The sequence below is a fragment of the Spiroplasma sp. AdecLV25b genome (genome assembly GCF_030913225.1).
GTDB lineage: Bacteria > Bacillota_I > Bacilli_A > Mycoplasmatales > VBWQ01 > Spiroplasma_E.
Genome location: NZ_JAQYTS010000036.1, coordinates 14,061 through 40,644 on the forward strand (window position 1 = coordinate 14,061; position 26,584 = coordinate 40,644).

Here is a 26,584-nt window from a genome sequence, read left to right on the forward strand (position 1 = left end):
TTTTTCAGTTTTTTATGTCATGATTTAGCAATTGAGACTATAATTCGGGAATTGAATGGAACTTTCTAGTGGCATATGTACTTGCGCTTCAGCATTACATTCTCCAACTAATCTAGAACGTAAATTTGCAGAAGTTGAGGGTTGTTCTTCCTCAAAACTTTGTGATTTTGTATTGATTTCATTCATTTTTTTTTCAACTTCACTCAACTCTTTTTGTCTTTTTTCTATCTTTCTATCTAATCTTGCGTTTCGATCAAAAATACCACAAGAAAGATTTTTTCAAAAATTATTTCAACCTTTGCCCAGCTTTTTAACTTCTAGTTTTTTTATTTCATTTTCTATATCATTTTTTTTGCTATTGCATTGATCCAATGTTAAGTTATCTACACATTCTGTAACTTTATCTGTAATCGCTTGAAAAAATGCTGTAACGTTTTTCTTAAATCCATTAGCAGTTTTTCCAATTCATGTAAAATGTTTATTATTACTATTACCTGCTGAATCAAATTCAGCAGAGTTTATATTTGAATTAGAAAATACTTCAGAATTTTCTAATTCTTCTTTTATACGAGTCAAACAATCACCAATTGATGCATTTCTTTTATCTTTTATTATAATCTTAAATCCTTCTACTTCATTTAATTTTTTAGATGTTTTTTCAGATATTATATCAGTCATTTGTTGATAGAACCCTGCTATTTTTGGTACTACTTCATTTGTTTTTTTTGTTATTTCTTCATTTAATTTTTCTATTTTCTTTACTTTTATAGTTTTCAGTTCTTTAAATTTCTGATAAAATTCTGCTATTTCAGATGCTTTTTCAGGTAATTTTTGCTTTAATGCATCAATTTTAGCTGATATTTCTTCTGCTTTACATTTTTCTTCTGCTACAATATTACTTTTTTGTTCATTTAATTTTGTTACTTCAGTTATTTGTTGATAGAATTTTGCTATTTCTTCTGTTTCTTTAACTTCTAGTTTTTCTAATTGTTCATAGAGTTCTTCTTTGTTAGATGTTATTTTTGTTTTTTGTTCATTTAATTTTTCTGTGTTTTCAGTTCATTTACATACTATTTTTTCTACTTTTGCCTTTATTTCTAATACTTTATTTTTTATTTTAAATTCTTTTTCAAATGTTATATTACTTATTTGATGCTTAATTTCTAATATTTCAGATGCTTTTTCAGGTAATTTTTGCTTTAATGCATCAATTTTAGCTGTGATTGCTTCTATTTCTACTGTTACAATCTTATCTATTTCTTTATTTAGTTTTTCTATTCCAAACCTTATTTCATTGTCTAGTGTGCTTACTTGTTCAGTAAACGTTTTTTTTTCAGATGCTATTTCAGATGCTATTTCAGCTTCTAATTTATTCAATTGTTCTACTTCAGGTGATTGTTGATTTAATGTTGCAATTGCTTCTATTTTTTTAGTTTTCAGTTCTTTTATTTTTTTGTTAAATTTTATTTTTGCAAAATTTTTATTAACTTCTAGTTTTTCTAATTGTTGATTAATTTCTATTATTTTAGTTACTAGTTCTTCTGATTTTTTAGTTTTCAGTTCTTTAACTTGTTGCTTAATTTCTAATATTTCAGATGCTTTTTCAGGTAATTTTTGCTTTAATACATCAATTTTAGCTGTGATTGCTTCTATTTCTACTGTTATAATCTTACCTATTTCTTTATTTAGTTGTTGATTAATTTCTGCTGCTATTTCAGATACTTTTTCAGTTTCTAATTTATTTAATTGTTCTGTTTTTTTTTCTCATTTAAGTGCTAGTTTTCCTAGTTCTTGATTAATTTCTAATATTTTAGTTACTAGTTCTTTTGATTGTTGATTTATTGATATCTTTTTATTTCCTAAATTCTTTATTATTTTAGTTATTTGCTTGTTTAATGTTGCAATTGCTTCTATTTTTTCAGTTTTTAGGCTTTCTTCTAGTTGTTGATTAATTTCTAATATTTCAGATTCCAAATCAGTCATTTGTTGATAGAACCCTGCTATTTTTGGCACTATTTCAGTTTCTATTTCCGTTATTTGTTGTTTTAATGCTATTATTTCAGTTTCTTTTTTAGTTTTCTTTATTTTTTTATTTAATTCTTTAATTTCTTCATCTTTTTTAATTTCTAATTGTTCTTTCAACTGATTTATTTTGGATAATAATTCGTTTAATATTTTCGTTTTATATTTAGTTGCTTTTTCTATTTTAAGTACTAGTTCTTCTGATTGTTGATTTAATGTTGCAATACCAAGTTCTTTTTCAGACACTATGTCAACTATTTTTTTATAAAATCCTGATATTTCAGGTGGTATTTCTCTTAATAGCTTTTCTGCAACTTTACTTATTACTCCTATCATTGGTTATCTTCCTTTCAAAATAAAAAAATCAATTATCTTTTAAAAAAAATAATGGATTGAAAACAATCTTTAGTTTCTCATCTAGATTGTATATAAATCTATTAACTTTACATAATATATGCATAATGTTCTAAAAAAGAGTTAAACATAAGTAAGTAAATAGATGCCAACCTAGATATTCACTTCTCACAAAATAAAAGATGTATTATAAATACATCTTACTTACTACCCATTTGTTTAATTCTATTAATTAACATCGGGTCAATAGGATTATCAAAACTATTATTTTTATGAACACACTTACCAACATGAATATCAGTAATGCCATTTTCTAAAAATAATGGTAAATTTTCCATACTAACGCCGCCACCAGCAAGGATTCTAATTGGCAAATTTAGATTTTTCAAAACTTTGAAATTAGCAATATTATTAGTGATTTTATCTGCCCCACCACTTGTTAATACAGTAGTTATCCCTAAAGCAACTAGTTCTTGTAAAACCTTTGTTTGATTATTTAATCCATCAAAAGCACGATGAAAAGTTACACGTAATGGTTTTGCTAATTCAATAATTTCTTGCATTTTGTTAATATCAACACTATTATTTTTTGTTAAAACACCACAAACAATACCAGCAGCATGTGTCGTTTTAATAAAGTCAATATCTTTTTTAAATTGCTTAAATGCCATGTCACCAACTTCAAAGTTATCATTATTGTGTCGCACCATAACCATTACTGGGGCTTTAGCAAGACTACATGCTTGGGCAATTAAATCATATCTTGGCGTATAGCCACCAAATTCCATGTTTGCACAAAGTTCAATTTGATCAGTTTGTGATTTATTAATATTTTCAATATCTTGTAATGATGTCGCAATAACTTCTAAAAACATTGTTAACTAATTTCCTTCACTTTATTTTTTGGTAAATATTTTTGTAATTGTTCAACTTTGTCTAATTGTTCTCATGATAAATGTAAATCATTTCTACCAAAATGCCCATAAGTTGCTAATTGTTGGTAATTTTGTTTAGTTAAATTCAAACTATTAATCATATTTTTTAAGCTACAATCAAATGTTTTAACAACAATGTTAGTTAATTGCGCTTCTGTTAAACCAGTAATAATTGTTTGATGCGTATTAATATATATAGCAATGGGGTCAGGAGTACCAATCGCATATGCTAGTTGCACTTCACATACTTGTGCTAACTTTGCTGCCACAATATTTTTCGCAATGTAACGAGCATAGTAAGCACCTGTGCGATCAACTTTAGTAGGGTCTTTACCAGAAAAGGCACCACCACCATGACAAGCAGCACCACCATAAGTATCAACCATTAATTTTCTTCCTGTTAGACCCGTATCACCAGCAGGACCACCAATGACAAATTTACCTGTGGGATTAATTAAGAATTTAAAATCATCATTTAAATTATATTTTTTAGCAATGAATTGCATAATATCTTCATGAATAATTTTTTTAAATTTAGTTTCATCATAGTCAGCTTGGTGTTGAATACTCATTAAGATAGTATGTATTTTTAATTGTTCAGGATTATTTTGATCAATAGTAACTTGTGCTTTCATATCATGTAATGCGTGAGGAAACTTGTTTTGTTGTTTTAAAGTATTAGCACGTAACAATAAAGCATGGGCTAAAACAAGCGCTAAAGGCATATATTCAGGTGTCTGTTGACAAGCATAACCAAACATAATTCCTTGGTCGCCAGCACCAATTTGGTGGTTTTTTAAATCAACACCACGTAAAATATCGGGTGATTGTTGATGAATTAAAATTTTAACTTGGCATGTGTGACCATTAAAACCAATTTCGTCATTAACATAACCAATATCAACAATGACTTTACGAGCAATCTTTTCATAATCAACAATGGCATGACTATGAACTTCACCACCAATTAAAACAAAATCAGTAGTAATAAAAACTTCACATGCTACTTTAGCATGAGGGTCTTGTTGCAAAAAAGCATCTAGAATGGCATCAGAAATTTGGTCACAAATTTTATCAGGATGACCTGGGGCAACTGATTCACTAGTGAAAAGATGATGAGTAATATTAGGAATTGATTTCATTGTTAGTAGGACCTTTCTGGATATTAATATTTTTTACCATTCACGGCATAATTTCTTTGTCAAATAAATCTTTAATACTAGGTTCATTAATTAAAGCATGTTTACCCTCAAAAAGAAAGACATAATTGTGTTGAGATTTTCAATATTTATGATTAATTTTTAACTGGTGGAAATCACTAAAGACATCATCAGCGCTTTGTAAAATTAAAGTTTGTTGTTTTAAATTGCTAATGATATTTATACTATTTTTATTAATTTTTTTAAATTGTAAAAAGAAACGTAATGATCAGTTTTGACGAACATTGTATCTTTGATTCATGTTAGTAATGTGTGCTTTGCTACTAGAAATATCTTGATTATCAATAAAAATCGGCATTTCAATTTTACTATTAAACAGAAAAGCAAAACCATAACGGAAAACAAGTGATAATGAATGTTGCGCTAAATTACGTTTAGTAACTAAGTTACTAATAATTAATGCTGCAACTTGGGGATTATTTTTAACAGCATAACTAGCAATCGCTGCTCCTAAAGATTCACCAAAAACAACAATTTCTTGGTTAGGATACTTAGTTTTAACAGCATTAATCACATCTTTTAAATCATTAATATCTGTTCCTAATGATTTAAATTTGGAAAAACAAGCATTTTTGCCAATCCCGCGACGATCATATGAAATTAATGATAGTTGTGATTTTTTACAAAAAGCACTTAATAATTTAAAGTCTTCTTTTTGACCTTGTAAACCATGAACACCAATAATAATAACCTTACTTTTATCAACCATTTGTTTGAATATTTTCACTTCGTATAAATCACGTAAAATAATAATCTTATCACGATCACGTAATTCTGCAGTTTGTTGATGAACCACACTATCTTTAATTTTACTAATGGTTATCTTTCGTCATACTATTAAGGTTAGCAATATCACGATACCAATGATAATTGAGTATAATCCATTATCTTTTATAAAGAAATTAAGAAAATTTCATTTCATTTTTAATTAAGTTCCTTTCTTATAATTTATTGATTAATTTTTAAATCAGGTGCTTGAGGGTGAATAAAGATTCGTTCTAATTTTTCTGCTCTATTAGTTTCATTATCAATAGTTAATAAAACAGCTGAAAATTGACCTTCACCATCAGCTGGTTTAAGATGGGCAGGCATAGTTTTTTTATCACGATAAATTACTTCTTTTGGGTTAGCGCCAATAATTGAATAAAATGGACCTGTCATGCCAACATCACTAATAAATGCTGTTCCTTTTGGTAATAAACGATTATCAGCTGTTTGAACGTGCGTATGTGTTCCAACAACACATGTTACTTGACCATCAAAGTTTCAAGCAAATGCTAACTTTTCAGCAGTTGCTTCAGCATGAAAATCAATAATATGAATGTCACTAGTTTCATTAACATTTTTTTCTGCTGTTTTAATTAATTGTTCAACAGCATAATAAGGATTATCAGCTTTATCCATAAAGGTACGACCAATAATATTAGTAACACGAACTTTTTTAGTTCCTACTTTAACAACAATCGTCCCATTACCAGGATGATAAGGGTTATAGTTTAACGGTCTTAATAAATCAGGACTTTTATCAATATATTTAACGACATCAGGATGAGCAAAAATATGATTACCAGAAGTAATAACGTCAATTCCTGCCTCTTTTAATTCGTGATAATGTCTTTCATTTAATGATTTACCATGAGTAGTGTTTTCACCATTGGCAATTACTAAATCAATTTTAAATTCATTTTCATACTTCTTTTTAATTTTAGTAATTCATGTTTTAACCATCACACGGCCGATATTACTATAAATATCACCAATAATAAGGACTTTCATTATTTTACACCTGCTTCATCTATATTTTATCAATTAATTGTAATTGTTTGATAAAATCATATTTTTCTGTATATTTTTCATAAATTTTTTGTCGTTTTTTATACCTTTCATAAAGTTGCAATTTACTTTCATAATTAGTTAACAAGGTAATAACTTTTTGTAAACTATCATGAACAGCATTTCGTGATACGTTTTGTAAAGTTGCAATTTCTTGTAATGATAAATTATCGATAAAATAATTAGTAAAATATTTGATTTGTTTATTTGTTAATAACGATTGATAAAAAGCAAATAAACTATAGTATAAAACTTGTTTTTCTAAACTATTCATCACTATACTCCGTAAATAAATCACTTGTTAAACTAAAAATATATTTATCTAAATCAAACTCTTCTAAATCAGTAACCTTTTCACCAAATCCCATTAATTTAACAGGAATATCTAAGTATTCTTTAATAGCAAGAATAATACCACCTTTGGCTGTTCCATCCATTTTTGTTAAAACAATACCTGTTAATGGTACAATTTTCATAAATTCTTGCGCTTGATTAATTCCGTTTTGACCAGTAGTTCCATCAATTACTAATAATGTTTCATTAGCATCATGGCCTAATTGTTTATTAATAATTTTATTAATTTTATGTAATTCGTTCATTAAATTAACTTTATTTTCTAATCTTCCTGCTGTATCAACAATAATAACATCACAATTAGCAGCACTAGCAGCATCAATGCCAGTGAAGACAACACTGGCTGGGTCTTGTTTTGGTTGTCCTAAATAACAAGGTACATCAACTCTTTGTGCTCATACTTGTAATTGTTCAACAGCACCAGCACGAAACGTATCAGCAGCAATTAGCATTGGTTTTTTACCCATAGCTTTTAACTTAGCTGCTAATTTGGCAGTGGTTGTAGTTTTACCATTACCATTAACACCAACCATTAAAAAGAGCGTGGGTTTGTTTACTGAAAAATTTAATCTGGTCGAAACAATTTCGCCATCAGTATAAATTACAAACATTTTATCAATAATAATATCATTGATATCCTTCGGTTTACTTAATTTCTGAACTTTAGCTTCATGACGGATTTCATCAGTAATGGTTTGTGCCATTTTGTAGCCAACGTCAGCAAGAATTAAAGTTTCTTCTAATTCTTCGAAGTATTCTTCATTTAGGGTTTGATAACGTGCTGCTAATGATTTAATTTTAGAAGCAAATAATGTTCGTGACTTTTTTAGTCCTTGTTCATATTTTGTTGTTTTTTGACCAAATAATTTACTTTTTAAGTTTTTGAAAAATGCCATAATATCACCTACATCGTTTATTATACCAATAAATTAGTAGTTCTACTAATTGTGAGTAATAAAAGATTGAATTTATTTTTTGGTGCAATTTATGATAAATAAATAAATTTTTAAATGGTAACAGATAAAAGTAGGAGAATCATAACATGTTGGTGAATTAAAGATTTAGGAATTAGATTATTAGTAACTAGGGTTTTAAAAAAATAAAATTAGTTATCTTACGGTAACTTTTTAATTTATAAAGTATTTTGTTTATTTGTATTTGAGTTTTGATTCTCTAATTCAAAATTAGTTTTGATATATTGGTTTATTTCTTTAATTTCTTTAATATCTTCTTCTAACTTATTGAATTCTCGTTTGAAATTGGTAAATACTTTTTCTTTTTTTTGTTTGAAAACTTCAAATTTTTCTTTTATACTTTCAATTCCTTTATCTAATTCTTCATTAGTTAAATCTTTAATTTCTTTATCTGTATACATCTTTTAATCTTCCTTTCAAAATAAAACCCATTACTTTATTTTTTGAAGTAATGGGTTAAAAACTATATTTAGTTTATGAATAAACTTTAACAAATTTAAAAAATCATACTGTATATTTGATATAGTACGTGTTTTAGTGTTTTTATTTATTGTCTATCAACAATGAATTTTTATTTTTTAGTATTTTATCTCATATTTAGTAAGGTAAAAATTATGTTTTTTAGTTCCATTAATTCTATATTCATATATGGTATGAGTTACACAGCAGTCCAAGTATGATAAGTATGAATATTTATTTTTGAAATACATATAATAATTAATATCAGTATAATCTTTACCTTTAGTTTTAATTTCTTTAGTAGTTGCTATATTTTTTCATCGATTATATTTTGACATTTTGAGCATTTAAATTTTATTTTTTATTATTTTTTTTTAATTTACACACAATTTTGGACTTAACCAAAAAGTATTTTTTTAATAAAAGGTTTTCTGCAAGAGTTCTTGGTAGTTTATCATTAATATTAATCATTAACGACTTATCTTTTCATTTACTATTCATTTGAGTTGTGCCTGCCCATATTAACGATTCTTGACCAAAGTAATTTAAAAAAATTACAGGTCGACCCATTTCATGGTTTAACTTGGGATTTCTTAACAATTTATAGATACTCATTTTTTGAAATTTAATCATTTTATTCTTCCTTTCATAAAATATGTCAACAGTGGCTCAATAATAATTAATAAAAAATAATCAAGTTTCCTACTTGTAATTTAAATTAAATATGTAATAATGTTGTTGTTATAGGTTAATGAAAGTTAACCGGTGAGTAACCAAATCTCACATTAATTATTGAGAACCAATAGATTCTCTTTTTTCTTATCTTAATTCATAATTCATTTTAAAAACAAAAAAAACGCAAAAAGATGTTAAACATATTTTGCGTTTATGATAGTTATATACTATTAAATTAAAAATCAACTTTATCTAAAAGTTCATAATTATATTTAATTTAAATTTTAATAACTTTTTTAACTCATACCAACATTGTTCCAATAACTGGTCCAGCAATAAAGGTCATAAAAATTGTGCCAAAACCAAAGTATAAACTAAATCAATGTTCCTTTGTTGTTCAATCAAATTTTGTTGTTGCTAAAATTAAAATAATTCCGACAATCATTAATGCAAAATCAACGATAACACGGCATAATTTATAGTTTCATTTTGTTAAATTGTGTAATTCATAAGATAAACCATTATAAGGTCCAAAAAGTAAATTAGCAAAAACTGTTAAGGTAATACCAAAGCAATAAAGTAGAAATCCAGCAATAAAAATTCATGTTTGAATTAACGTATCATTTATTTGACCAATTTTTTCAACTGGAATATATAATTCACTTAGTTTAACAAAATATGCTCAAACAAAAGTTGGAATTAAGTCTAAAATTGTATTTACTACAGCACTAATAACTATTTGTTTATTATGAGTTGCTTTGTAATTAATGATGGCACTAGTTGCTCTTAAACTAACAATAACAGTAAGCATACATAAATAAAAAATTAATAAGACTGTAGCATAACTAGTTAGGTCGCTAAGAGAACCGTTACTATTTAATCCTTTTAAGATTGCAATAAAAGCAAAGTTAGTAATATCAATATGAGATGCTCCAACTCTAGTATTTAAATAAAGCGCAATTCCCATCCCAAATAAAAATACTCCAATAATGTAAATTAAGAGCTTTATTAGAATTTTTTTTCAGTTTAACTTTCAATTTTGATATTGAATTGTAAAATATTCTTTCATTAAAATTAACCTTTCTATAGATAAATAATGTGACCTTTTTAATATTATCATAGTTAAAAATATCTCATATATTTTTTTATTGATTTATAAAATAATAGAACAATGGTGGCATAAAAAATGTTGGGGGCGGTTCTTTGAAATTATTATTGGTTAATGTAAGTTAACCTGTGAGTAATCAAATCTCACATAAGTTATGAGAACCAATAGCTTCTCTTTTTTATTAGTTTAATTTAACAGTTATATACTGACATTGGTTAGTCTAACACATATTATTTTTTAGTGTTTTTGTTTTATTTGATGTTTGTAAAACATTACTTTCTAAGTTTTTATTATTTGCGTGGTCAACAATTTTATTAAAGTTATCAGGTTTTTGAGTTGTATTTTTTTCTGCCTTCAACTGTTTCTTTTTTTTAGCACTCTTTATTGGTACTACACATCTCGGCATATCTTTTCATCTTCCTTTCAAAATAAAAACCCATTTCCTTTAAAGTTAAAGCAATGAGTTAAAAACTTATATTAAGTTTATCAATGTTATTATACTATAAATAAATTATATTTAAACATTAAAAACCAAGAATAACATTTAGTTTTGCGCTATTCTTGGTTTTTCAACCACCTAATCTCTTGAGATTACGACTAACAGGTAATAAGGACAACTCTTTACTATAATAGTAAAGGAATAATTCCCACAGTAAATATTTGAAATTTACCTGGGAATCTAATTAACAATCTCTAAAATCTCTCGTTAATTAATAATTTTACATTATAGTTTAACCATTGTTCACAGTTAGACTACTTATAAATATTATCATGAATAATTTACTTTGCAAACAATATATAAACTTTAAGTTGTATTTTTCTTAATTTTCATTTTTAAATTCATAAATATTAGTGCCAGTTTTATCAACAGTAAATCCCACAACATAACAAATTCCACAAAGAAAATCAATAATTCTTCTGCGGTCGTTAACAACAGTATTTGTTAAATCAATTTTAATTGGTTTTTGTAAAATCATAGCATTAGCCATCGGTTCAATTTCTTGATAACTTTTAGGAGCAAATTCTTGAACTGCTTCTTTAAAATGCTTATTGATAGAAGTAGTAGTATCATTATTAACTACTGGTTTTTTTCTTCATCCCATAATACTCTATCCTCGATTTCTTTTTCTTAAAAATGTTGGTAAATCATCATCAATTTCCATGATTGCTTCTTGAACTATTGCTTGTTGTTGTTCTTCTTTTTTCTTAGTTTGAACTTGTATTTCATTACTTATGTATTGGGTTTTACTAGTGCTATTAACAAAATCGCGGTTATCAATTTTAGAAGTTAAACCAAAATTAGATGTTGTTGTTAATTTTTCATCAAAACCAGTAGCAATCACAGTAACAATCATTTCATCATTTAAATGTTCGTTAACAGCAACACCGAAAATAATGTTAACATCGCTACCAGCAGCATCACGCACTAAATCCACAGCGATATTAGCATCAGTTAAAGTCATTGTCGCACCACCAGTGACATTAACAATCGCATTTTTAGCACCTTTAATGGCAACATCATCTAGTAATGGTGATGAAATAGCTTTAGTAGCTGCTTGTTTGGCTTTATGTTCACCTTTTGCGATTCCAATTCCAAATAACGCATTACCTTTATTTTGAATAATAGTTCTGACATCAGCAAAATCCAAGTTAATTAATGCTGGGACAGCAATTAAATCAGTAATAGTTTGTACACCTTGACGTAAAATATTATCTGCTTCTTTAAATGAATCTTTCACAGGAATATTACCAATGACTTGTAATAACTTATCATTAGAAATAATGATAATAGCATCAACTTGTTTTTTTAAGTTTTCAATTCCAACCGCAGCATGAGCATTGCGATTACGTCCTTCAAACTTAAATGGTTTAGTAACAATGGCAATCGTTAGGGCACCACAATCTTTAGCAATTCTTGCCACAATCGGAGCTGCACCAGTTCCAGTGCCACCACCCATGCCCGCAGCAATAAAAACCATATCAGCACCACCAAGGGCACGTTTAATTTCAACTTCACTTTCAATTGCCGCTTGTTTGCCAATCTCAGGATTTGCTCCAGCACCTAAACCTTTTGACAATTCTTTTCCTAAGATAATTTTATTTGCTGCTAACGAAGCATTAATAACTTGTTGGTCAGTATTAGCAACATAGAAGTCAACACCTTCTACTTTCGCTTCAATCATGCGATTGACAGCATTGTTACCAGCACCCCCCACACCAATTACACGAATAGAGGCTAATTTATTGTCTTCATCTACATCGTTTTTAATAATAGAGGCTAACTGTTCAAATTGACTAGTGTTGTCATTTTCCATTTTCTCAACTCCTTAATACTTTTTTAAAATTCATTCTATTTACTATTACCATTATACTGATAACTTGAGAAATTAGGTGAATTATATTTTTTTGTTTCATTATTTTGTGGTAAACGATGGTGATTGGCTTTTGGCAATATTGGTAAAGTATTTATCGATGAAATCATATTGTTGTTAAAAACATTAACCAAGTGCTGGTAGTGGGTAACACCAATTAAACTAGTTCAATTATAACTGTAGGCACCTAAATTTTGATTTAACATATATTTAATAGTTGCTAGTTTACTATGATTTTTAAAATAATTAGCAAAGCCAGCTAATCCGACAGTAATACCTGTGCAAATAACTTCCATTTCCCTACTATTGTTATTACTTACTTCGTCTAGGAAATATTCAATACAAGTAATAATTTCATTAATTTGGTTTTGCACTGTCGTTTGTAAATCAGATTTGGTTAAGCAAATTTCTTGTTTATGTTCATTAAGATGTTTATCAACTACAATATCACATAAATAATTACTATTAATGTTAATAATCTTTTGTAAATATTTTTCTGCTTTATCATAGCCACAATGCATTTGTTTCATTAAAGCTTGAATAATTTGATTTCAACCAATTTTAATGTTAGTAGTAGCATATAAAACAGAATTGTTAAATACACTAATTTTAGTACTATTTAAGTTTCAATCAATTAAGACAATATTATTGTTGTTATTAATATTACATGCTAGGGCAAACTGATCTAGGGTAACTGTTAATAAATCAACTTGGGCATTTTTAAATACTTCTAATTGTGAAGAATATAAAGTTTTAGGTAGTGAATAAACTAACGCATCAACATTCAATACTTGTCCTTTTAACCCGATTGGTAATTGTTCACTACTTCTTTCATTATTAACTTTAAAACTGTAAGGTTTAGTTAAGCATACAACCTCAGTACTATCAATAATAATGTTTTTGGCCATATCAATCACTTTGCTACAATCAGCATTAGTAATAATATGGTTGTCATCTTTAAAATCCATCATGGCTTGTGATTGATAAATTTTTAAATTGTTTGATGGCAAACTTAAAACAATTCTTTGCACATTGATATTTAAAGTTTTATTAATTTTATCAAGCATCTTGCGTAAACTATTACCTGTGGCAATAGGATTGATGATAACACCATTTTCAGCAAACTGTTCATTTTCTATTCTTGCTTTGTATAGAACTTGAATTTGATTATTAACATAATTGTTAACCATTAATTTTAAATTGAAATCTTCAATTTGACAAACAACATATAGTTCTTGGTAATTCATAAGTTCACCTCCAAACAATTTTAAGAGTTATAGAAAAGCAATAACTCGTAACTTAGCACTGCGTGCTCGTGGGTTTAAGTTAATTTCTTTGGTCGTTGGTGCTAAAGCTCGTTTTGTGATTAACTCATATTTAGGAGTTCACTTACTAGCAATTGGTAGTTTGGCATAGAGTTGGGCTAAAGGGTCAATTAATACTTTATTAAATGTTTGTTTGACAATTCTATCTTCTAAAGAATGAAAACTAATAACTACTATTCTGCCTTGGGGATTTAATAAAGTTAAAGCTTGATTTAACGAATCTTGTAAGTTGTTTAATTCGTTATTAACGGCAATCCGTAAGGCCTGAAAAGTTTTTTTAGCAGGATGATGTTGTTTATTTAATGCTTTGGCTGGTAATGATTTTTTAATAATCGCTACTAACTCAAAAGTTGTATTAATTGGTTTAATAGTTCTTGCTTTAATGATATTATTAGCAATCTTACTAGCAAATGATTCATCACCATAATTTCTAATAATCATTACTAGTTGTTGATAATCATAGTTGTTAACAATGTCTCAAGCACTTAGTGTTTGTGATTGATCCATTCTCATATCAAGCTTAGCGTCTTTCATATAACTAAAACCTCTAATATCTTCATCAACTTGTGGTGATGAGATACCTAAGTCATATAAGATGCCATCAACTTTCGTAATGTTTCTTTGTAACAATTGTTTTCGAAGATGAACGAAGTTGCTTTTAATGATTTCATATTTATCAACAAAGGGTTGTAAGATGTCATTACTTTGAACAATGGCTTGTTCATCTTGGTCAAAGGCATATAGTTTACCAGAGGTAAGTTTACTTAAGATGACTTTACTATGACCAGCACGGCCTAAGGTACAGTCAACATAAATCCCGTCAGGTTTAATATTTAAGAAATCGATAGTTTCTGTTAACATAACAGAAACATGTGCTAGTAAATTGGTATTATTCATATCGTTAAATCTCATCTAGAGTAGCTGCTGCTAACTCAAATTTATCGTTGGTATCTTGGTTAAAGCGATTTCAGTTAGTTTCTGATCAAATTTCAATTTTGTTGGACAGTCCAATCATAATTACTTTTTGTTTAATATCAGCTAATATCAATAATGAGTGGGGAATGTTAATGCGACCTTTACCATCTATTTTTAATTCTTCTGAGTTGGCAAATACTTGTCGCGCTAGAATTCGTGCTTCTTTCTGTCCTTCTGATTGTTTTAAAATTTTGTCTTGTCATTTAATGAATTCAGGTTCGTTACGAATAACGAGACATCCTTCAAAACCTTTGGAGACAACAACTGTTTCATTTTCATGAAAGTAACCCCTAAACTTGGCTGGAATTATCATCCGCTTTTTCTCATCAATAGTTGATATGGCTTGGCCTAGTAGCATTAATATCACCCACACTTTCCCACTATTACCCATATTATCTCATCTTTATAAAATAATTGCAATAAATAAGGATAAAAGGGGAAGAAATGATAGGAAATAGGGATAGAAAAAAGTAGTAAGTATATTATGATACTTACTACTTAGAATTGATTATTAAATAGTTATTATAGTTACCTTTTACTAATTTATGAACACGAATAGTTGGAATTTAAACTACTTGTGTCTTGTACTTATTCAGATAAAGTTTCAATTTCAATTACTGTATCTGGGCAAAAAGGTTTAAGCTTTTCTTTAACATTAACAATAATTTCTTTTAATTCCTGTTCAATAGGATTTTCTTTATAAAAATTTGGATTATTAAATAGTTCTATTAGTGAAGCTGTTAATCCACATGTACCATCAACAAGACCACCAACTATACCTTTAGTAGAAAGTTCTGGTTTAACAGTAAATAATGATACTCCACCAGCCAGAACACCAGTTTGACATGTGACACCTGAAATAGTAGATATTCTATCTAGGGTTTTATATAGGTTTCCATTTCCTGCTGCTTTTAAACGAGCTTTACATAAATTTAGTACAGCACTAAGACCTCCTGTAATAGTAGTACTTGTGAATAGGCCATAAGGTAATGGATTTCCTATTGTAAAATCTGTTGCTTGTAACGCTGTTTTAAATATTGTGTCTGCCACATTTACTTCTAAAGTTGAAATGAAATAAGAAATATTTATAAGTATACCAAGTCCTGCAAGAATTTGTTCTTCTAAAGGAGTTAAATTATTTCCACGCGCTATTTCATAAACAGTACCTGCTGTTCTAGCAACAGCATTAGTAATATTCATTAATTGTGCAATTGGATGTGCATTATGTAAAGCTAAAGTAATAGTTGCAGCACCAATTGATGAAACAACTGATAAAACTAATTTTAAAATATTTGCTGATGACATACCAGTTTGACTTTTAATATTTTTTTCAAAGTCGCTAAGAATAGTTTTAATTTGTAATAAATTATCACTGATTAATTTTCCTAATTGATTATTAAAATTGGTTAAAAAGTTAGTTAAATCTTTAGCAAAAGGATTATCTTTAATCATTTGCATAAGACCACCAATTTGTTGACTAACTGCAATTTTGTCATCAAGTGATATTTTTATTACTGTGTTTACTACAGGTTCTTCTATTTTAATTGCTAATTCTTCTTCGTTTCTTACTAAAACGGCTATATTCTTGATTATTTGTTATTGGCATTTTTACTATCTTCTTTCTCTTTTTAATCTCTTTTTTACTTTTAAACACAAAAAAACCTATCTAGTATAGTTACTAAATAGGCTTAAATAAATTAAGCAAATATTCCATTTATGTGTTTATAAAACTATTATAAAACTAATAATATTAAAATACAATACAATACTACGTATTAAAAAAAGTGGCTTCATGTTAACTGTTTTAAATACTTTAAAAAGTATCCAATCCTTTATATGATTGCCATGCTCGCAACTGTAATATCAGCTGCAGTGTCAGTAATCATCCCTAAAATTACCAATAACTTTTTAGCAAAACCTGATGGTTTTACTAATTTAAGCAACATTCTAAATTTAGCTTACATTCTTATTAGTTTACAAATTGGTTCAGGATTATTTATGTATATTCGTAACTTAACAGGAAGTATGATTGGTGTTAAAGTAGAAATTGAATATCGTAATAAAGTTTTAAAACATTTATTAGAATTAGATATGTCATATTATGAAGACCGTAAAATTGGCGACACTCTAACTAAACTTATTAGTGATACAGGTGTGATTGGTGAAAACATGCAATCAATTCCTTTAACTATTCTTAGTTCTGTTGTTACCTTTTTCGGCTCAATTTATGTTATTTTCTCTTTAAACTGACAGTTATCATTAATTGTTTTAGGAATTGTCTTATTAATCTTAGTAGTATCAATATTAAATGTTCAAATTATTCGTTACTTAAACTACAAATGACGAAAAGTATATACTGATGTTAATGCTGATATTACCGACCGTTTAAGCACCATTACCTTAATCAAAAGTAATGCTACCGAAAAAACAGAAAATGAAAGATTTTTCAATGAACATCTTAAATACTATCAAGCTGCTAAGAAAACTATTACCTTTGATAGTTTTACTAGAGCATTACTAATTACCCTACTAACAGGTATTAATATTGTTGGATTAGTAGCAGGATTTATTTTCGTTAATAAAGGAATGTTACAACCCACAACTTTAATTGCTTTTATCTTAGCTGTTAATACTTTAATTTTCCCTGTTATTCAAAGTATTGTCTTACTTGGTAACCTTGCTAAAACATCAACTTCAATTATCCGAGTTAACGAAATTTTAGAAGTTGAACCAAAAATTAAAACGAAAGATAATGCTTTAGCAGTTAATGAAATTACTAATGATATTATTTTTGAAAATGTTAACTTCCGTTATGATGATAAAGAAGCATGAATCTTAGAAAACTTTAATTTCACATTTGAAAAAGGAAAAAGTTATGTCATTATTGGTGCCACAGGAGTTGGAAAAACTACTATTTCAAAATTATTATTACGTTATTATGATCCTGCTCAAGGTCGGATTTTAATTAACAAAGATACTGACTTACGTGATGTTGATTTAGCACAATATTTACATCACATTGGTTATATTGAACAAGATCCACAAATTTTATATGGTACCTTTGCTGAAAACATTAGTTATACCAAGCAAGGTGCAACATTAGATGAAATCAAAGCAGCAGCAACAAAGGCTAATCTTCATGACTATATTCAAGAACTACCTAATGGTTATAATACTATTTTAGGAGAACGTGGTATTAACTTATCTGGTGGTCAAAAACAAAGAGTTGCCATTGCCCGTATCTTTTAAAAAATCCTGAATTACTAATCTTAGATGAAGCCACAAGTGTGCTTGATAACATTGTTGAAAAAGAAATTCAAGCTCAATTTAATAAGTTGATGATTGGTCGGACAAGTATTGTTATTGCTCACCGTTTATCAACCATTAAAACTGTTGATAAAATCTTAGTATTAGAAAAAGGAAAAGGATTAGTGCAAATTGGCACTTTTGATGAATTAAAAATTAAAGAAGGCCACTTTAAACATTTATATGAAGCAGGAATTATGGGTTAAATACTTATTATAATAAATGCTTTTAAACCAACCATAGTTTTTAACTAGGTTGGTTTTTTATTAATTGAGCATATTTATCATCTCGAATTGTAATCACAAGTACGAAAATAAAAATTAAAATCATACCCTAATCTCTTATAATTATTTTGTGATGGTATGTTTTCTGACTTCTAACTAATAACTTTTTTCATAAATAAGAAAGTTGATAATCCAAACAGGAAAATGCATAAACCACTATAAACAAGAATAATAGTTACATTATTTTGAATACTTTGTATAGCATTGACATTTATTTTAAAATCACTAGTTAAATGAAAAGTAAAATCTGGATAACTAAATAAAGAATTTTTTTGAATATTAAAATCAATAGCAGAAAGTGCTAATGGTTTAAATCAAAAATCACCATAATAGCCTTGGAAATAAGTTCACAATTGACTTCAATGTTCAATAAAATTAAAATAATTAAGAACTTTATATATTTTCATAGTACTATTATATTTTGCAAAATTTTCATCATTATTAATTTGGTTATTTGCTACTAAGTAATAAGTTAATATTTGATTATAAATGTAGTCTTCGACAGTTCTTAGTAAAATATAAACGGGATTTAAAAATATCGCATCATATTGATTACGCAAAGACCCGTTAAAACGAACATAAGTTGTACTATCTTTAAAAGCTTTAGTTCAATCATTGGCATTTAAATTTGTTTTGACACCTGATTCTTCAACATAAGAATTAGTAAGATTATACTCTAATAAAGTAGGAACTTTAGACTTAACCGAATAAGGTTTAGTTAATAATAAAAGAAAAGAACTATCTTCAACTTGCGTTCCAAATAATTTAATTGCGTTTATTAAAACAAAAATAAATAAAAGAATGCCATATAAAATCATAATATAATATTGAAAATTAATAAAAAATTTATTAGCGTCTAATTTTAAGTTAAAAAAAACAAAAGTTGTGATTAAAGAAACAAATAATGACAAGCATATTAAAAATAAGGTAATAAAAGAATAAGAAATTTTAATTAAAATAAATTGAAATAAATTATTTCAACTGCTTTTATTAGTAGTCATATGCATAACTCCTTAATAATTAATATCTAGTGGGAATATTCTAATATTCTACCCACTAGATAAATAATTTATTAACTTCAAATTTTATTATTTTCACCTTTATTAACAATATAGTTTACAGAACTATAACCAAATGAATACGCAAAACTATTAAAATACATCCAAACATCAATAATACCTCTTCCTTGTGTATGTATAAATTTATTATTATCAACTAATTTATAGTATTTAAAGCTTGATTATTAAAATTTTGTCCCGATGTGCCTGTATGATAATTTTTCATCATTAGTAAATCATTATTATTGATAATACCTTTTGCAGTCGCTAAAGCACTAGTCTTGTCACTTAAATACTGAACTGTATCACCAAGATATTAAATTAAGTATGCAAATTCAACTAACATCAATACTTTACTTGTGGAACTAACTTATCTTAACTTTAAATTATAATAAATTCAAAGTAAATTCTTTCTACTAATAAATGATGTATTGTCTGAACTGTAAAAATTTTGTTATGGTCAAACTTTATTATCTACACCTTTTTTAATTGTAAAATTAGTAGAAGAAAAACCATTATATACATACCCCAAAATTTATATCAAATCTCTTTATACCACTCATATAAAATTTATCATCTATTTTTTTGTATTTAAAATAGTATTCCCAATATCACTTCCATTATAGTAATTAATGCAAGTACAAAAATCACTGCTATTTAAAATATTTTTGCTAACAGCAAAACTTTTTACTTTTTCACTCATATATAAAAGTGCATCATTAAAAGTACTATTATTGGTATCATAAGCATCAAAATCTGAAGCATTCATCACAAAACCAGTATCATAAGAAGCATCTCCTAATTTTGTATTTCAAAATTTATTTATTAAAATACCTTCTGTAGAAAAAAGTTCTGCAAATTTATTAGAATCATCCTCAATTTTTTCATTTCTTGTTTGATTTCCTATAACTACTGTTGAAATTTTAGTAGGTATTAAAATTAAATCATTGTATTTTCAATTATTAAGTTGATAACTACCAATTAAAGTAACTTTATCTAAGTCTTGTGGTGCAATTAAACTCTTGCTTGTTCATGAATTTAATTTTTTTTCAAATTCTTCATTATTTTTTGAAGCAAGATTTTTAATATCTTGAATTACTTGCTGCTTATCTTTAGTAAAAATAGTAGGTTCAGATCCATCTAATACATTTCCCGTCATTACTGATGTTTCATCTAAATTTGAATCAATAATTGTAACTTTAGAATTATTGATTTTTGTTGTTATGTTGTTTTTAAAATTTTGTAATAAATCTTGGTCTTGAATTCATTTTGATAAATTAAATTTATTATTTCCTTTAATTTCAATTAAATAGTTTTTTAAATTATTAACGACATTATCGCTAGCTAAGTGAACAATAGTACTTAATTGTGCTTCATCGTTAGCTAAATAAAAATCATAATTTTGGTCTAATTCATAATCTGTGATTTGACCATCATTAGCTTTATATTTTAAAGTTAAAACTAATCTAGAACTTAGGTAATTTCAACTATCAACTTTATATTTGGTTGATGTATAATCAGAAATACCAAATGCACCATCTTGTTTTCATTCCTCAAAAGTTTTTTTATTAATTGTTGATTTATTTTCATCTAACTTTAAAATTTCATTACTATTAATACCATAAAATAATAATTTTAACTTTTCATCATTTGCTAAATATGAACCAAAACTTTTAATATTTTCTTTAAAAATATCATAAAATGAATTTGTTAAAGCAAGATTGGAAATGACTCCTACCGCAGCAGCATCAACTCCTGTTAACAATGATCCTGTATTTTTTTGACCAAAATTACTTGGTTTTAATAAATTCTTATTTTCTATAATTAGATTTCCAAATAATTCAGAGATTTTGTTTTCTGCTGTTTTCAATAAACCTATAGTATCTATTGGTTCATTATCTGGATTAGGTGTTGGATTTGCTTTACTACCACAAGCTACAACATTTAATGGAACTGGTACTGTCAAAATTAATACTGTTAATAAAGATAATAGTTTTCTCATAAATTCTTACCCTCTTTCTGTCTTATTATGTTGAAAGTATCACTTATTTTGTGAAACATTCTAAGTGTATTATATTATTATATAATGATAAATATACTTATTCGATTAATCAGTAATATGGATGGAGAACCAATTTAACCAAATAATAACACTACCTTACTTACAAAATTAACACCTACTATTTTCTTGATTTAAAAAAATATAAAATAACACTTATTATATATAATTACTTACAAATACTATTTTTAGTATTTTGGAAAGGAATGAAATTATGAAATCATTATTAGCATTAATTGCAACAGCAACTGTAATAGGAACTGTAGCACCAACTATTAATCATCATCAATTAACACTTACCAATACTACAAAAACTGTATCAAACCTATCATGAAAATTTACTAAAACTAATAAAAATATCCAAAGTTTAACATATTGAAATAATACAACTAGTGTTTTTAAAGAACAAAAAACTAATAAACTTTTTTTCATTAATTCCCAAGGTGAAATTAAAAATACTAATTTATACAATGCCGATCTTAATTCTAATGATTTTACCCAAATTATTAATGATAATTATGCTATTATTATTGGTGGAAAAACTGTTAACGAACCATTTCAGTTCTTTTTAGTTAATAAAAAATATAAATTTGTTGATCTAAACAGTTTTGATATTTTAAAAAATGTAGAAATTATAAATACTCAAATAATTGATGATACTCATATCATGATTATTGATAAAAATCATATTGGATTTTTATTAACTATTAACAATGAAAAAATAGATATTATAAAATTAAATACTGAAGTTTTGGATGTCAAGAAAATTAGTAATAATCTAGTTGCTATTTTAAAAATAAAAGTATTCCCTACAAAAAAAGTAGGCATTACAATTATTTATGATATTGTTAATAACAAACAAATCCAAGAATTTGATGATATTTATTTTGCTGATATTAAAATGTTCAATGATCAAAATGGTATATTAACAACAGTTGACAAGCAAACCTACTGAGTTACTAATAATAATTATGTCACTTTAAAATTATTAGATTTTAAAAGTACAGGTCTAGAATTTTTAAACAATAAAACCATTATCACAGAAGGTGATACGTTATATCAAATAAATATTGATGGTTCTTTTTCTGCGCTAAAGCATTCAGGTGACTTTAAATTTTGTACTAATAATCTTGGCATAATTTTTAATCAAAATGAATCATCTTACTTAATTAGTCAAAATATTATAACAAATGAATTAAACTATACTCAAATTAAAATTAATAATTTACCTATTAGTTATGATTTTGCCACAAAACCTGTTGTAGTAAACACTAATTATTTGATGTTTTCACTATTTACTAATGGACAAAGTAAATCATATGTGATAGACAAAACTGGAAATAATATTAAAATTTTCCTACTAATTATTTAAACTTAGGCGCAATTAATCTTAATAAAAGTATTGTTATGGACACATTAACATATGAAAGTTATTTTTTAACTACTACTTTAAGTTAAAACATTATCTTTTATTTACTTAATATTTAAAACTTGTTAGTTGTTTAAACAACTAACAAGTTTTATGGCTAAACATTTGAAGAATCAATTCACTTCTTAACATCATCTAAAATTTCAATAATATTAGACTCATTTAAAATTGCATGCTTGCCATTTTCGTAGAAATTATAAGTAATCCCATCTCGCCAATGTTTATTATTAATTTTAATCTTATTGAAATCAGCAAATGCATCTTTACCTGATTGCACAATTAAAACTGGACATTTAGCACTATTAAGATTTTTAGGAACATTTTTACTTAACTTTTGTGCTTGCAAGGAAAATAACAAAGTAAATTTCATATTAGTCATTGCTCGCATTTTACCATTTTTAATATATTTAGGATTAGTTGATATTTCTTCCATTTCAAAAGTAAGCGGTAAATTATGATGCTTATGAAACAGAAAACCTCATAACGATTGACAAACCAATGATGGTTTTAATTTAAATACTTGTTTTTTAGTAACAAAATTAGTTAATATTGCACCATCAATCATTTTAGTTAATTTCTTAGCAGCTAATGCTGTTAAAGCAGAACCTAATGACTCACCCATTAAGATAATCTTTTTATCAGGATATCGTTCATTTAAAACACTAATAATATCTTTAATATCATTAATAGTTGTTCCTAATGTATGATATTTTCATTTTTCATTTTCGCCAAAACCACGTTGATCAAAACTTAAAAAAGAAATGCCATTTTTAGTAAAATATTTAGTTGATGTTTTAAAATCAGTTAACGAAGCACCCATGCCATGAACACCAATAATAATATACTTACTATTATCAACAAATTTAAATTCAGTATGTAAAAAATAATTATCACGGGTTATGATTCCTTCATTACTTCATTGAGGAAAATGGAGATTTCGTTCTCAATAATAGTCAATATGAAAAATTTGATAAATGCGATAAATAATATAAATTAATAGTAAGACTGCTAAAATACCAATGACTACTGTTCATCAATACTGTTGCCAAAAATTATCCATAATAATTTAATAACCTCCAAAAATAGCACAAGAATAAAACTGCTTATTAATATTTTATCAAATTAATTAATAATTTATTCAAACTAAAGCAATTCTAGTATATTTAATTAAAAAAGTGTTTTAAAATGCATCTAGATAATTCTTAGATGCATTTATTCTTTATAAAATTATTATTTTTTAACAATCTCAGCAATTAATTGTCCTTGTGTTACTTCACCTTTAACTAACACATTAACTTTATAGTCTAACATTGTTTCAGTAGTAAATAAAATTGGTGTAACAACTTCTTTTTTACCTTTTTCTTTGATTTCTTGTAAATTTGCAATCACCATAACATCATTTTGATTAATTCTATTGCCTTGCTTAACTTTAATGTCAAAACCTTTACCTGCTAATTCAACTGTATCAATGCCAATATGAACTAAACATTCAACACCAGTAGTATCATCTTTAATACCATAGGCATGACCTGTACTGAAAACAGTTGCTAAAACTCCACTAAATGGTGCAACAAAACTAATTCCTGCTTTTTCTTTATAATGAGGAATAATGGCAAAACCAGTTCCTAACATTTCTTGGGAAAAAACAGGATCTTGCACTTCACTAAGATTAATAATTTTTCCAGAAACTGGGGCATAAATTTCTAATTTCTTACTTTGACCCGTATTTTTTGAAAATCATTTTCGCATTTTTATTCTCCTCTTTAATTACAATATATGTATACTTTATAATTCTAGCATAACTTTTATTAATTTAACCAACTAATTAATGCCATAATGGAACTTATTAACGAAACTAAAAACATAAAGGCAATCATTAAAAAAATTTTACGTTTAATGAATACTAAAATACCTTCTTCTTTGCTAATCTTCAAATACTTTTGATTATTTGGTCGTTTACTTCATCATAAATGAATCCCTAAAAAAATCATTCCTAGCACTACTGATGAAGTTATTCACACAATAAATCCAACAGTTGTTGTAGTTTGAGGTGTTTCTACTGCTTGAAAATTTCAATACATTTTATACATATCCTTTTTATTTTGTTTTTAACATTTTTTCAACTAATGATTTAACTTCATCGTTCGTTTCACATTCTAAGGCTTTGGTAACTAATTGTTCCATATCCTTTTTATTTAAAGTACTAATAATCTTTCTTGTTTCTAAAACACTAGATGCTGACATTGAAAATTCGTCTAACCCTAATCCTACTAATAATGGGACAGCAATTTGGTCACCAGCCATTTCACCACACATGGCAACAGGACGATTATATTTATGACCACCATCAATTGTCATTTTAATTAAACGTAAAATAGCAGGGTGATATGGTTGGTACAAATATGATACTTTTTCTGACATACGGTCAGCTGCAATACTATATTGAATTAAATCATTTGTACCAATTGAAAAGAAATCAGCGTATTTAGCAAATGTTTCAGCATTAATAGCAGCAACCGGAATTTCAATCATCATTCCAATTTTAATATCATCGCTAACACCAATCTTAGCTTTTTTTAATTCATCTTTACATTCTAAAGTTAATGCCTTGGCTGCTTTGAACTCTTCAACTGTGGCAATCATTGGAAACATAATAGCTAATTTACCAAAGACAGAGGCACGCAATAAAGCACGTAATTGGGTTTTAAAAATATCTTTACGATCTAAACATAAACGAATAGCACGATAACCAAGGAATGGATTCATTTCTTTTGGTAAATCTAGATAAGATAATTCTTTATCACCACCAATATCTAAAGTTCTAATAACAATTTGATTTTTTGTTTTTTCCAATACGGCTTTATATTGTTCAAATTGGAAATCTTCCGTAGGGAAATCTTTACTTTCCATGTATAAAAATTCAGTTCTAAATAATCCTACACCTTGCGCATCAAATTCTAATACTTTATCCATATCTTTTGGTGAACCAATATTAGCTTCTAATTTCACTTCATGATTATCTTTAGTTATAGTTTTTTTGCCTTTAAATACTAGTAATTCTGCTTGCAATTTAACTCATGATGTTTGTTTAGCAACCCATTTCGCTTTTTCACTACCATCCAAATTAATTTCAACGGTTCCTTCACTACCATCTAAAGCACAAATTTGATTATCTTTGATTTTAATAGTCACATCTTGTAAACCAAGAACAGCAGGAATGCCAATACTACGTGCCATAATGGCTGCATGTGATGTTCTACCACCAATATCGCATAAGAATCCTTTGACAAATTTTGGATTTAACTGACTAGTTTCTGATGGAGTTAAATCATGACTAACAATAATTATTTCTTCTTTAATGTTTGTTAAATCGATAGTTTTAATATTTAAGATTTTTCTTAAAATACGATCACGAACATCAATGACATCCCCAACACGTTCACGGAAATAGTCATCATCCATTCCTTGTAAAGTAGTAATAGTTTTATTAGCAACAATTTCAGTAGCACGTGCTGCATTTAACATTTCTGATTTAATTAGTTCCTCTACGCCTTCTACTAGTTCAGGGTCGGTTGTGACACTAAGATGAGCTTCAAAAACAGCAGCTTTTTCTTCACCCATCGTTACTGTTGTTTTTTGAATTAAAACTTTAATTTCTTTACCAGCAGCTTCTAAAGCGTCATGAAATTTTTTAATTTCATTAGCTAATTCTTTTTCACTAACCTTTTTATCACTAGTTTTAATTACTTCATGTTTTAAAACTAAAGCTTTAGCTACAGCGATACCGTTACTAGCGCCAATGCCTTTTAATTTTAGCATTCAATTCACTCCTTATATTCTTT

27 protein-coding genes are annotated in these 26,584 nt (G+C 27.0%); 3 read left to right on the forward strand and 24 right to left on the reverse strand.

The genetic code is table 4. The annotated features are described in order from the left end of the window. Positions 1-24 precede the first annotated feature (24 nt). The 18 genes from RDJ14_RS03520 to RDJ14_RS03605 all read right to left on the reverse strand — a co-directional run bounded on the left by RDJ14_RS03520 (position 25) and on the right by RDJ14_RS03605 (position 16,064). Positions 25-2,358, reverse strand: coding sequence for a hypothetical protein (locus RDJ14_RS03520; RefSeq protein ID WP_308149995.1), 2,334 nt, complete (start codon positions 2,356-2,358; stop codon positions 25-27). 218 nt (positions 2,359-2,576) lie between these two features. Next, complete coding sequence (locus RDJ14_RS03525) at positions 2,577-3,251, reverse strand: copper homeostasis protein CutC (RefSeq protein ID WP_308149996.1); 675 nt, start codon at positions 3,249-3,251, stop codon at positions 2,577-2,579. 2 nt (positions 3,252-3,253) lie between these two features. Further along, the gene (metK, locus tag RDJ14_RS03530; RefSeq protein WP_308149997.1) at positions 3,254-4,453 is read right to left on the reverse strand and encodes a methionine adenosyltransferase; all 1,200 of its coding nucleotides are present in this window, start codon (positions 4,451-4,453) and stop codon (positions 3,254-3,256) included. Further along, complete coding sequence (locus RDJ14_RS03535; RefSeq protein WP_308149998.1) at positions 4,437-5,453, reverse strand: alpha/beta fold hydrolase; 1,017 nt, start codon at positions 5,451-5,453, stop codon at positions 4,437-4,439. Before RDJ14_RS03535 ends, metK begins: the two co-directional genes overlap by 17 nt. A gap of 26 nt (positions 5,454-5,479) precedes the next feature. Beyond that, on the reverse strand, positions 5,480-6,307 hold the full coding sequence (locus tag RDJ14_RS03540) for a TIGR00282 family metallophosphoesterase (protein WP_308149999.1): 828 nt from the start codon (positions 6,305-6,307) through the stop codon (positions 5,480-5,482). A 19-nt stretch (positions 6,308-6,326) separates the two neighbouring features. Continuing rightward, on the reverse strand, positions 6,327-6,638 hold the full coding sequence (ylxM, locus tag RDJ14_RS03545; protein WP_308150000.1) for a YlxM family DNA-binding protein: 312 nt from the start codon (positions 6,636-6,638) through the stop codon (positions 6,327-6,329). Continuing rightward, positions 6,631-7,614: a signal recognition particle-docking protein FtsY gene (ftsY, locus tag RDJ14_RS03550; RefSeq protein ID WP_308150001.1), complete on the reverse strand. Its 984-nt coding sequence runs from the start codon at positions 7,612-7,614 to the stop codon at positions 6,631-6,633. Before ftsY ends, ylxM begins: the two co-directional genes overlap by 8 nt. Positions 7,615-7,850: 236 nt before the next feature. Continuing rightward, positions 7,851-8,093, reverse strand: coding sequence for a hypothetical protein (locus RDJ14_RS03555; protein WP_308150002.1), 243 nt, complete (start codon positions 8,091-8,093; stop codon positions 7,851-7,853). A 177-nt stretch (positions 8,094-8,270) separates the two neighbouring features. Beyond that, positions 8,271-8,489: a hypothetical protein gene (locus RDJ14_RS03560; RefSeq protein ID WP_308150003.1), complete on the reverse strand. Its 219-nt coding sequence runs from the start codon at positions 8,487-8,489 to the stop codon at positions 8,271-8,273. A gap of 16 nt (positions 8,490-8,505) precedes the next feature. After that, positions 8,506-8,784, reverse strand: coding sequence for a hypothetical protein (locus tag RDJ14_RS03565; protein WP_308150004.1), 279 nt, complete (start codon positions 8,782-8,784; stop codon positions 8,506-8,508). Between the two features lie 319 nt (positions 8,785-9,103). Further along, positions 9,104-9,895, reverse strand: coding sequence for an SPE_1075/MLC_0560 family membrane protein (locus tag RDJ14_RS03570; protein WP_308150005.1), 792 nt, complete (start codon positions 9,893-9,895; stop codon positions 9,104-9,106). Between the two features lie 259 nt (positions 9,896-10,154). Further along, entirely contained in the window at positions 10,155-10,361 is a 207-nt protein-coding gene (locus tag RDJ14_RS03575; RefSeq protein WP_308150006.1) for a hypothetical protein, read from the reverse strand. Between the two features lie 394 nt (positions 10,362-10,755). After that, positions 10,756-11,037: a cell division protein SepF gene (gene sepF, locus RDJ14_RS03580; RefSeq protein WP_308150007.1), complete on the reverse strand. Its 282-nt coding sequence runs from the start codon at positions 11,035-11,037 to the stop codon at positions 10,756-10,758. A gap of 6 nt (positions 11,038-11,043) precedes the next feature. Further along, entirely contained in the window at positions 11,044-12,249 is a 1,206-nt protein-coding gene (gene ftsZ / locus RDJ14_RS03585) for a cell division protein FtsZ (RefSeq protein ID WP_308150008.1), read from the reverse strand. A 35-nt stretch (positions 12,250-12,284) separates the two neighbouring features. Beyond that, positions 12,285-13,553, reverse strand: coding sequence for a hypothetical protein (locus RDJ14_RS03590; RefSeq protein ID WP_308150009.1), 1,269 nt, complete (start codon positions 13,551-13,553; stop codon positions 12,285-12,287). A 27-nt stretch (positions 13,554-13,580) separates the two neighbouring features. Further along, on the reverse strand, positions 13,581-14,528 hold the full coding sequence (rsmH, locus tag RDJ14_RS03595; protein ID WP_308150010.1) for a 16S rRNA (cytosine(1402)-N(4))-methyltransferase RsmH: 948 nt from the start codon (positions 14,526-14,528) through the stop codon (positions 13,581-13,583). A 4-nt stretch (positions 14,529-14,532) separates the two neighbouring features. Continuing rightward, positions 14,533-14,997 (reverse strand): division/cell wall cluster transcriptional repressor MraZ, encoded by a 465-nt coding sequence (gene mraZ / locus RDJ14_RS03600; protein ID WP_308150011.1) that lies wholly within the window; start codon positions 14,995-14,997, stop codon positions 14,533-14,535. Between the two features lie 197 nt (positions 14,998-15,194). Further along, a complete protein-coding gene (locus RDJ14_RS03605) occupies positions 15,195-16,064 on the reverse strand; it encodes a hypothetical protein (RefSeq protein WP_308150012.1) in 870 nt (289 codons plus the stop codon). 387 nt (positions 16,065-16,451) lie between these two features. On the opposite strand from RDJ14_RS03605, the gene RDJ14_RS03610 reads away from it, so the two are divergent. Both RDJ14_RS03610 and RDJ14_RS03615 read left to right on the forward strand, forming a co-directional pair. Next, positions 16,452-17,855 carry an ABC transporter ATP-binding protein gene (locus RDJ14_RS03610; RefSeq protein WP_308150013.1) on the forward strand — a complete coding sequence of 468 codons (1,404 nt, stop codon included), beginning with the start codon at positions 16,452-16,454 and terminating at the stop codon, positions 17,853-17,855. A 38-nt stretch (positions 17,856-17,893) separates the two neighbouring features. Next, complete coding sequence (locus tag RDJ14_RS03615) at positions 17,894-18,118, forward strand: hypothetical protein (protein ID WP_308150014.1); 225 nt, start codon at positions 17,894-17,896, stop codon at positions 18,116-18,118. 170 nt (positions 18,119-18,288) lie between these two features. Here RDJ14_RS03615 and RDJ14_RS03620 read toward each other — a convergent pair whose 3' ends face one another. Both RDJ14_RS03620 and RDJ14_RS03625 read right to left on the reverse strand, forming a co-directional pair. Then, positions 18,289-19,197, reverse strand: coding sequence for a hypothetical protein (locus RDJ14_RS03620; RefSeq protein ID WP_308150015.1), 909 nt, complete (start codon positions 19,195-19,197; stop codon positions 18,289-18,291). A gap of 634 nt (positions 19,198-19,831) precedes the next feature. Continuing rightward, positions 19,832-21,256: a hypothetical protein gene (locus tag RDJ14_RS03625; RefSeq protein WP_308150016.1), complete on the reverse strand. Its 1,425-nt coding sequence runs from the start codon at positions 21,254-21,256 to the stop codon at positions 19,832-19,834. A 271-nt stretch (positions 21,257-21,527) separates the two neighbouring features. On the opposite strand from RDJ14_RS03625, the gene RDJ14_RS03630 reads away from it, so the two are divergent. Beyond that, positions 21,528-22,685 (forward strand): hypothetical protein, encoded by a 1,158-nt coding sequence (locus tag RDJ14_RS03630; protein ID WP_308150017.1) that lies wholly within the window; start codon positions 21,528-21,530, stop codon positions 22,683-22,685. Positions 22,686-22,839: 154 nt separating this feature from the next. Here the strand turns inward: RDJ14_RS03630 and RDJ14_RS03635 are convergent, their stop codons facing one another. From RDJ14_RS03635 to ptsP, 4 genes are all read right to left on the reverse strand, one after another. Continuing rightward, positions 22,840-23,802: an alpha/beta fold hydrolase gene (locus RDJ14_RS03635; protein ID WP_308150018.1), complete on the reverse strand. Its 963-nt coding sequence runs from the start codon at positions 23,800-23,802 to the stop codon at positions 22,840-22,842. A 170-nt stretch (positions 23,803-23,972) separates the two neighbouring features. Then, on the reverse strand, positions 23,973-24,491 hold the full coding sequence (locus tag RDJ14_RS03640) for a PTS glucose transporter subunit IIA (protein ID WP_308150019.1): 519 nt from the start codon (positions 24,489-24,491) through the stop codon (positions 23,973-23,975). A 59-nt stretch (positions 24,492-24,550) separates the two neighbouring features. Next, positions 24,551-24,823, reverse strand: a complete 273-nt coding sequence (locus RDJ14_RS03645; RefSeq protein ID WP_308150020.1) for a hypothetical protein — start codon at positions 24,821-24,823, stop codon at positions 24,551-24,553. A 16-nt stretch (positions 24,824-24,839) separates the two neighbouring features. After that, positions 24,840-26,561 carry a phosphoenolpyruvate--protein phosphotransferase gene (ptsP, locus tag RDJ14_RS03650; protein ID WP_308150021.1) on the reverse strand — a complete coding sequence of 574 codons (1,722 nt, stop codon included), beginning with the start codon at positions 26,559-26,561 and terminating at the stop codon, positions 24,840-24,842. Between the last annotated feature and the right edge of the window lie 23 nt (positions 26,562-26,584).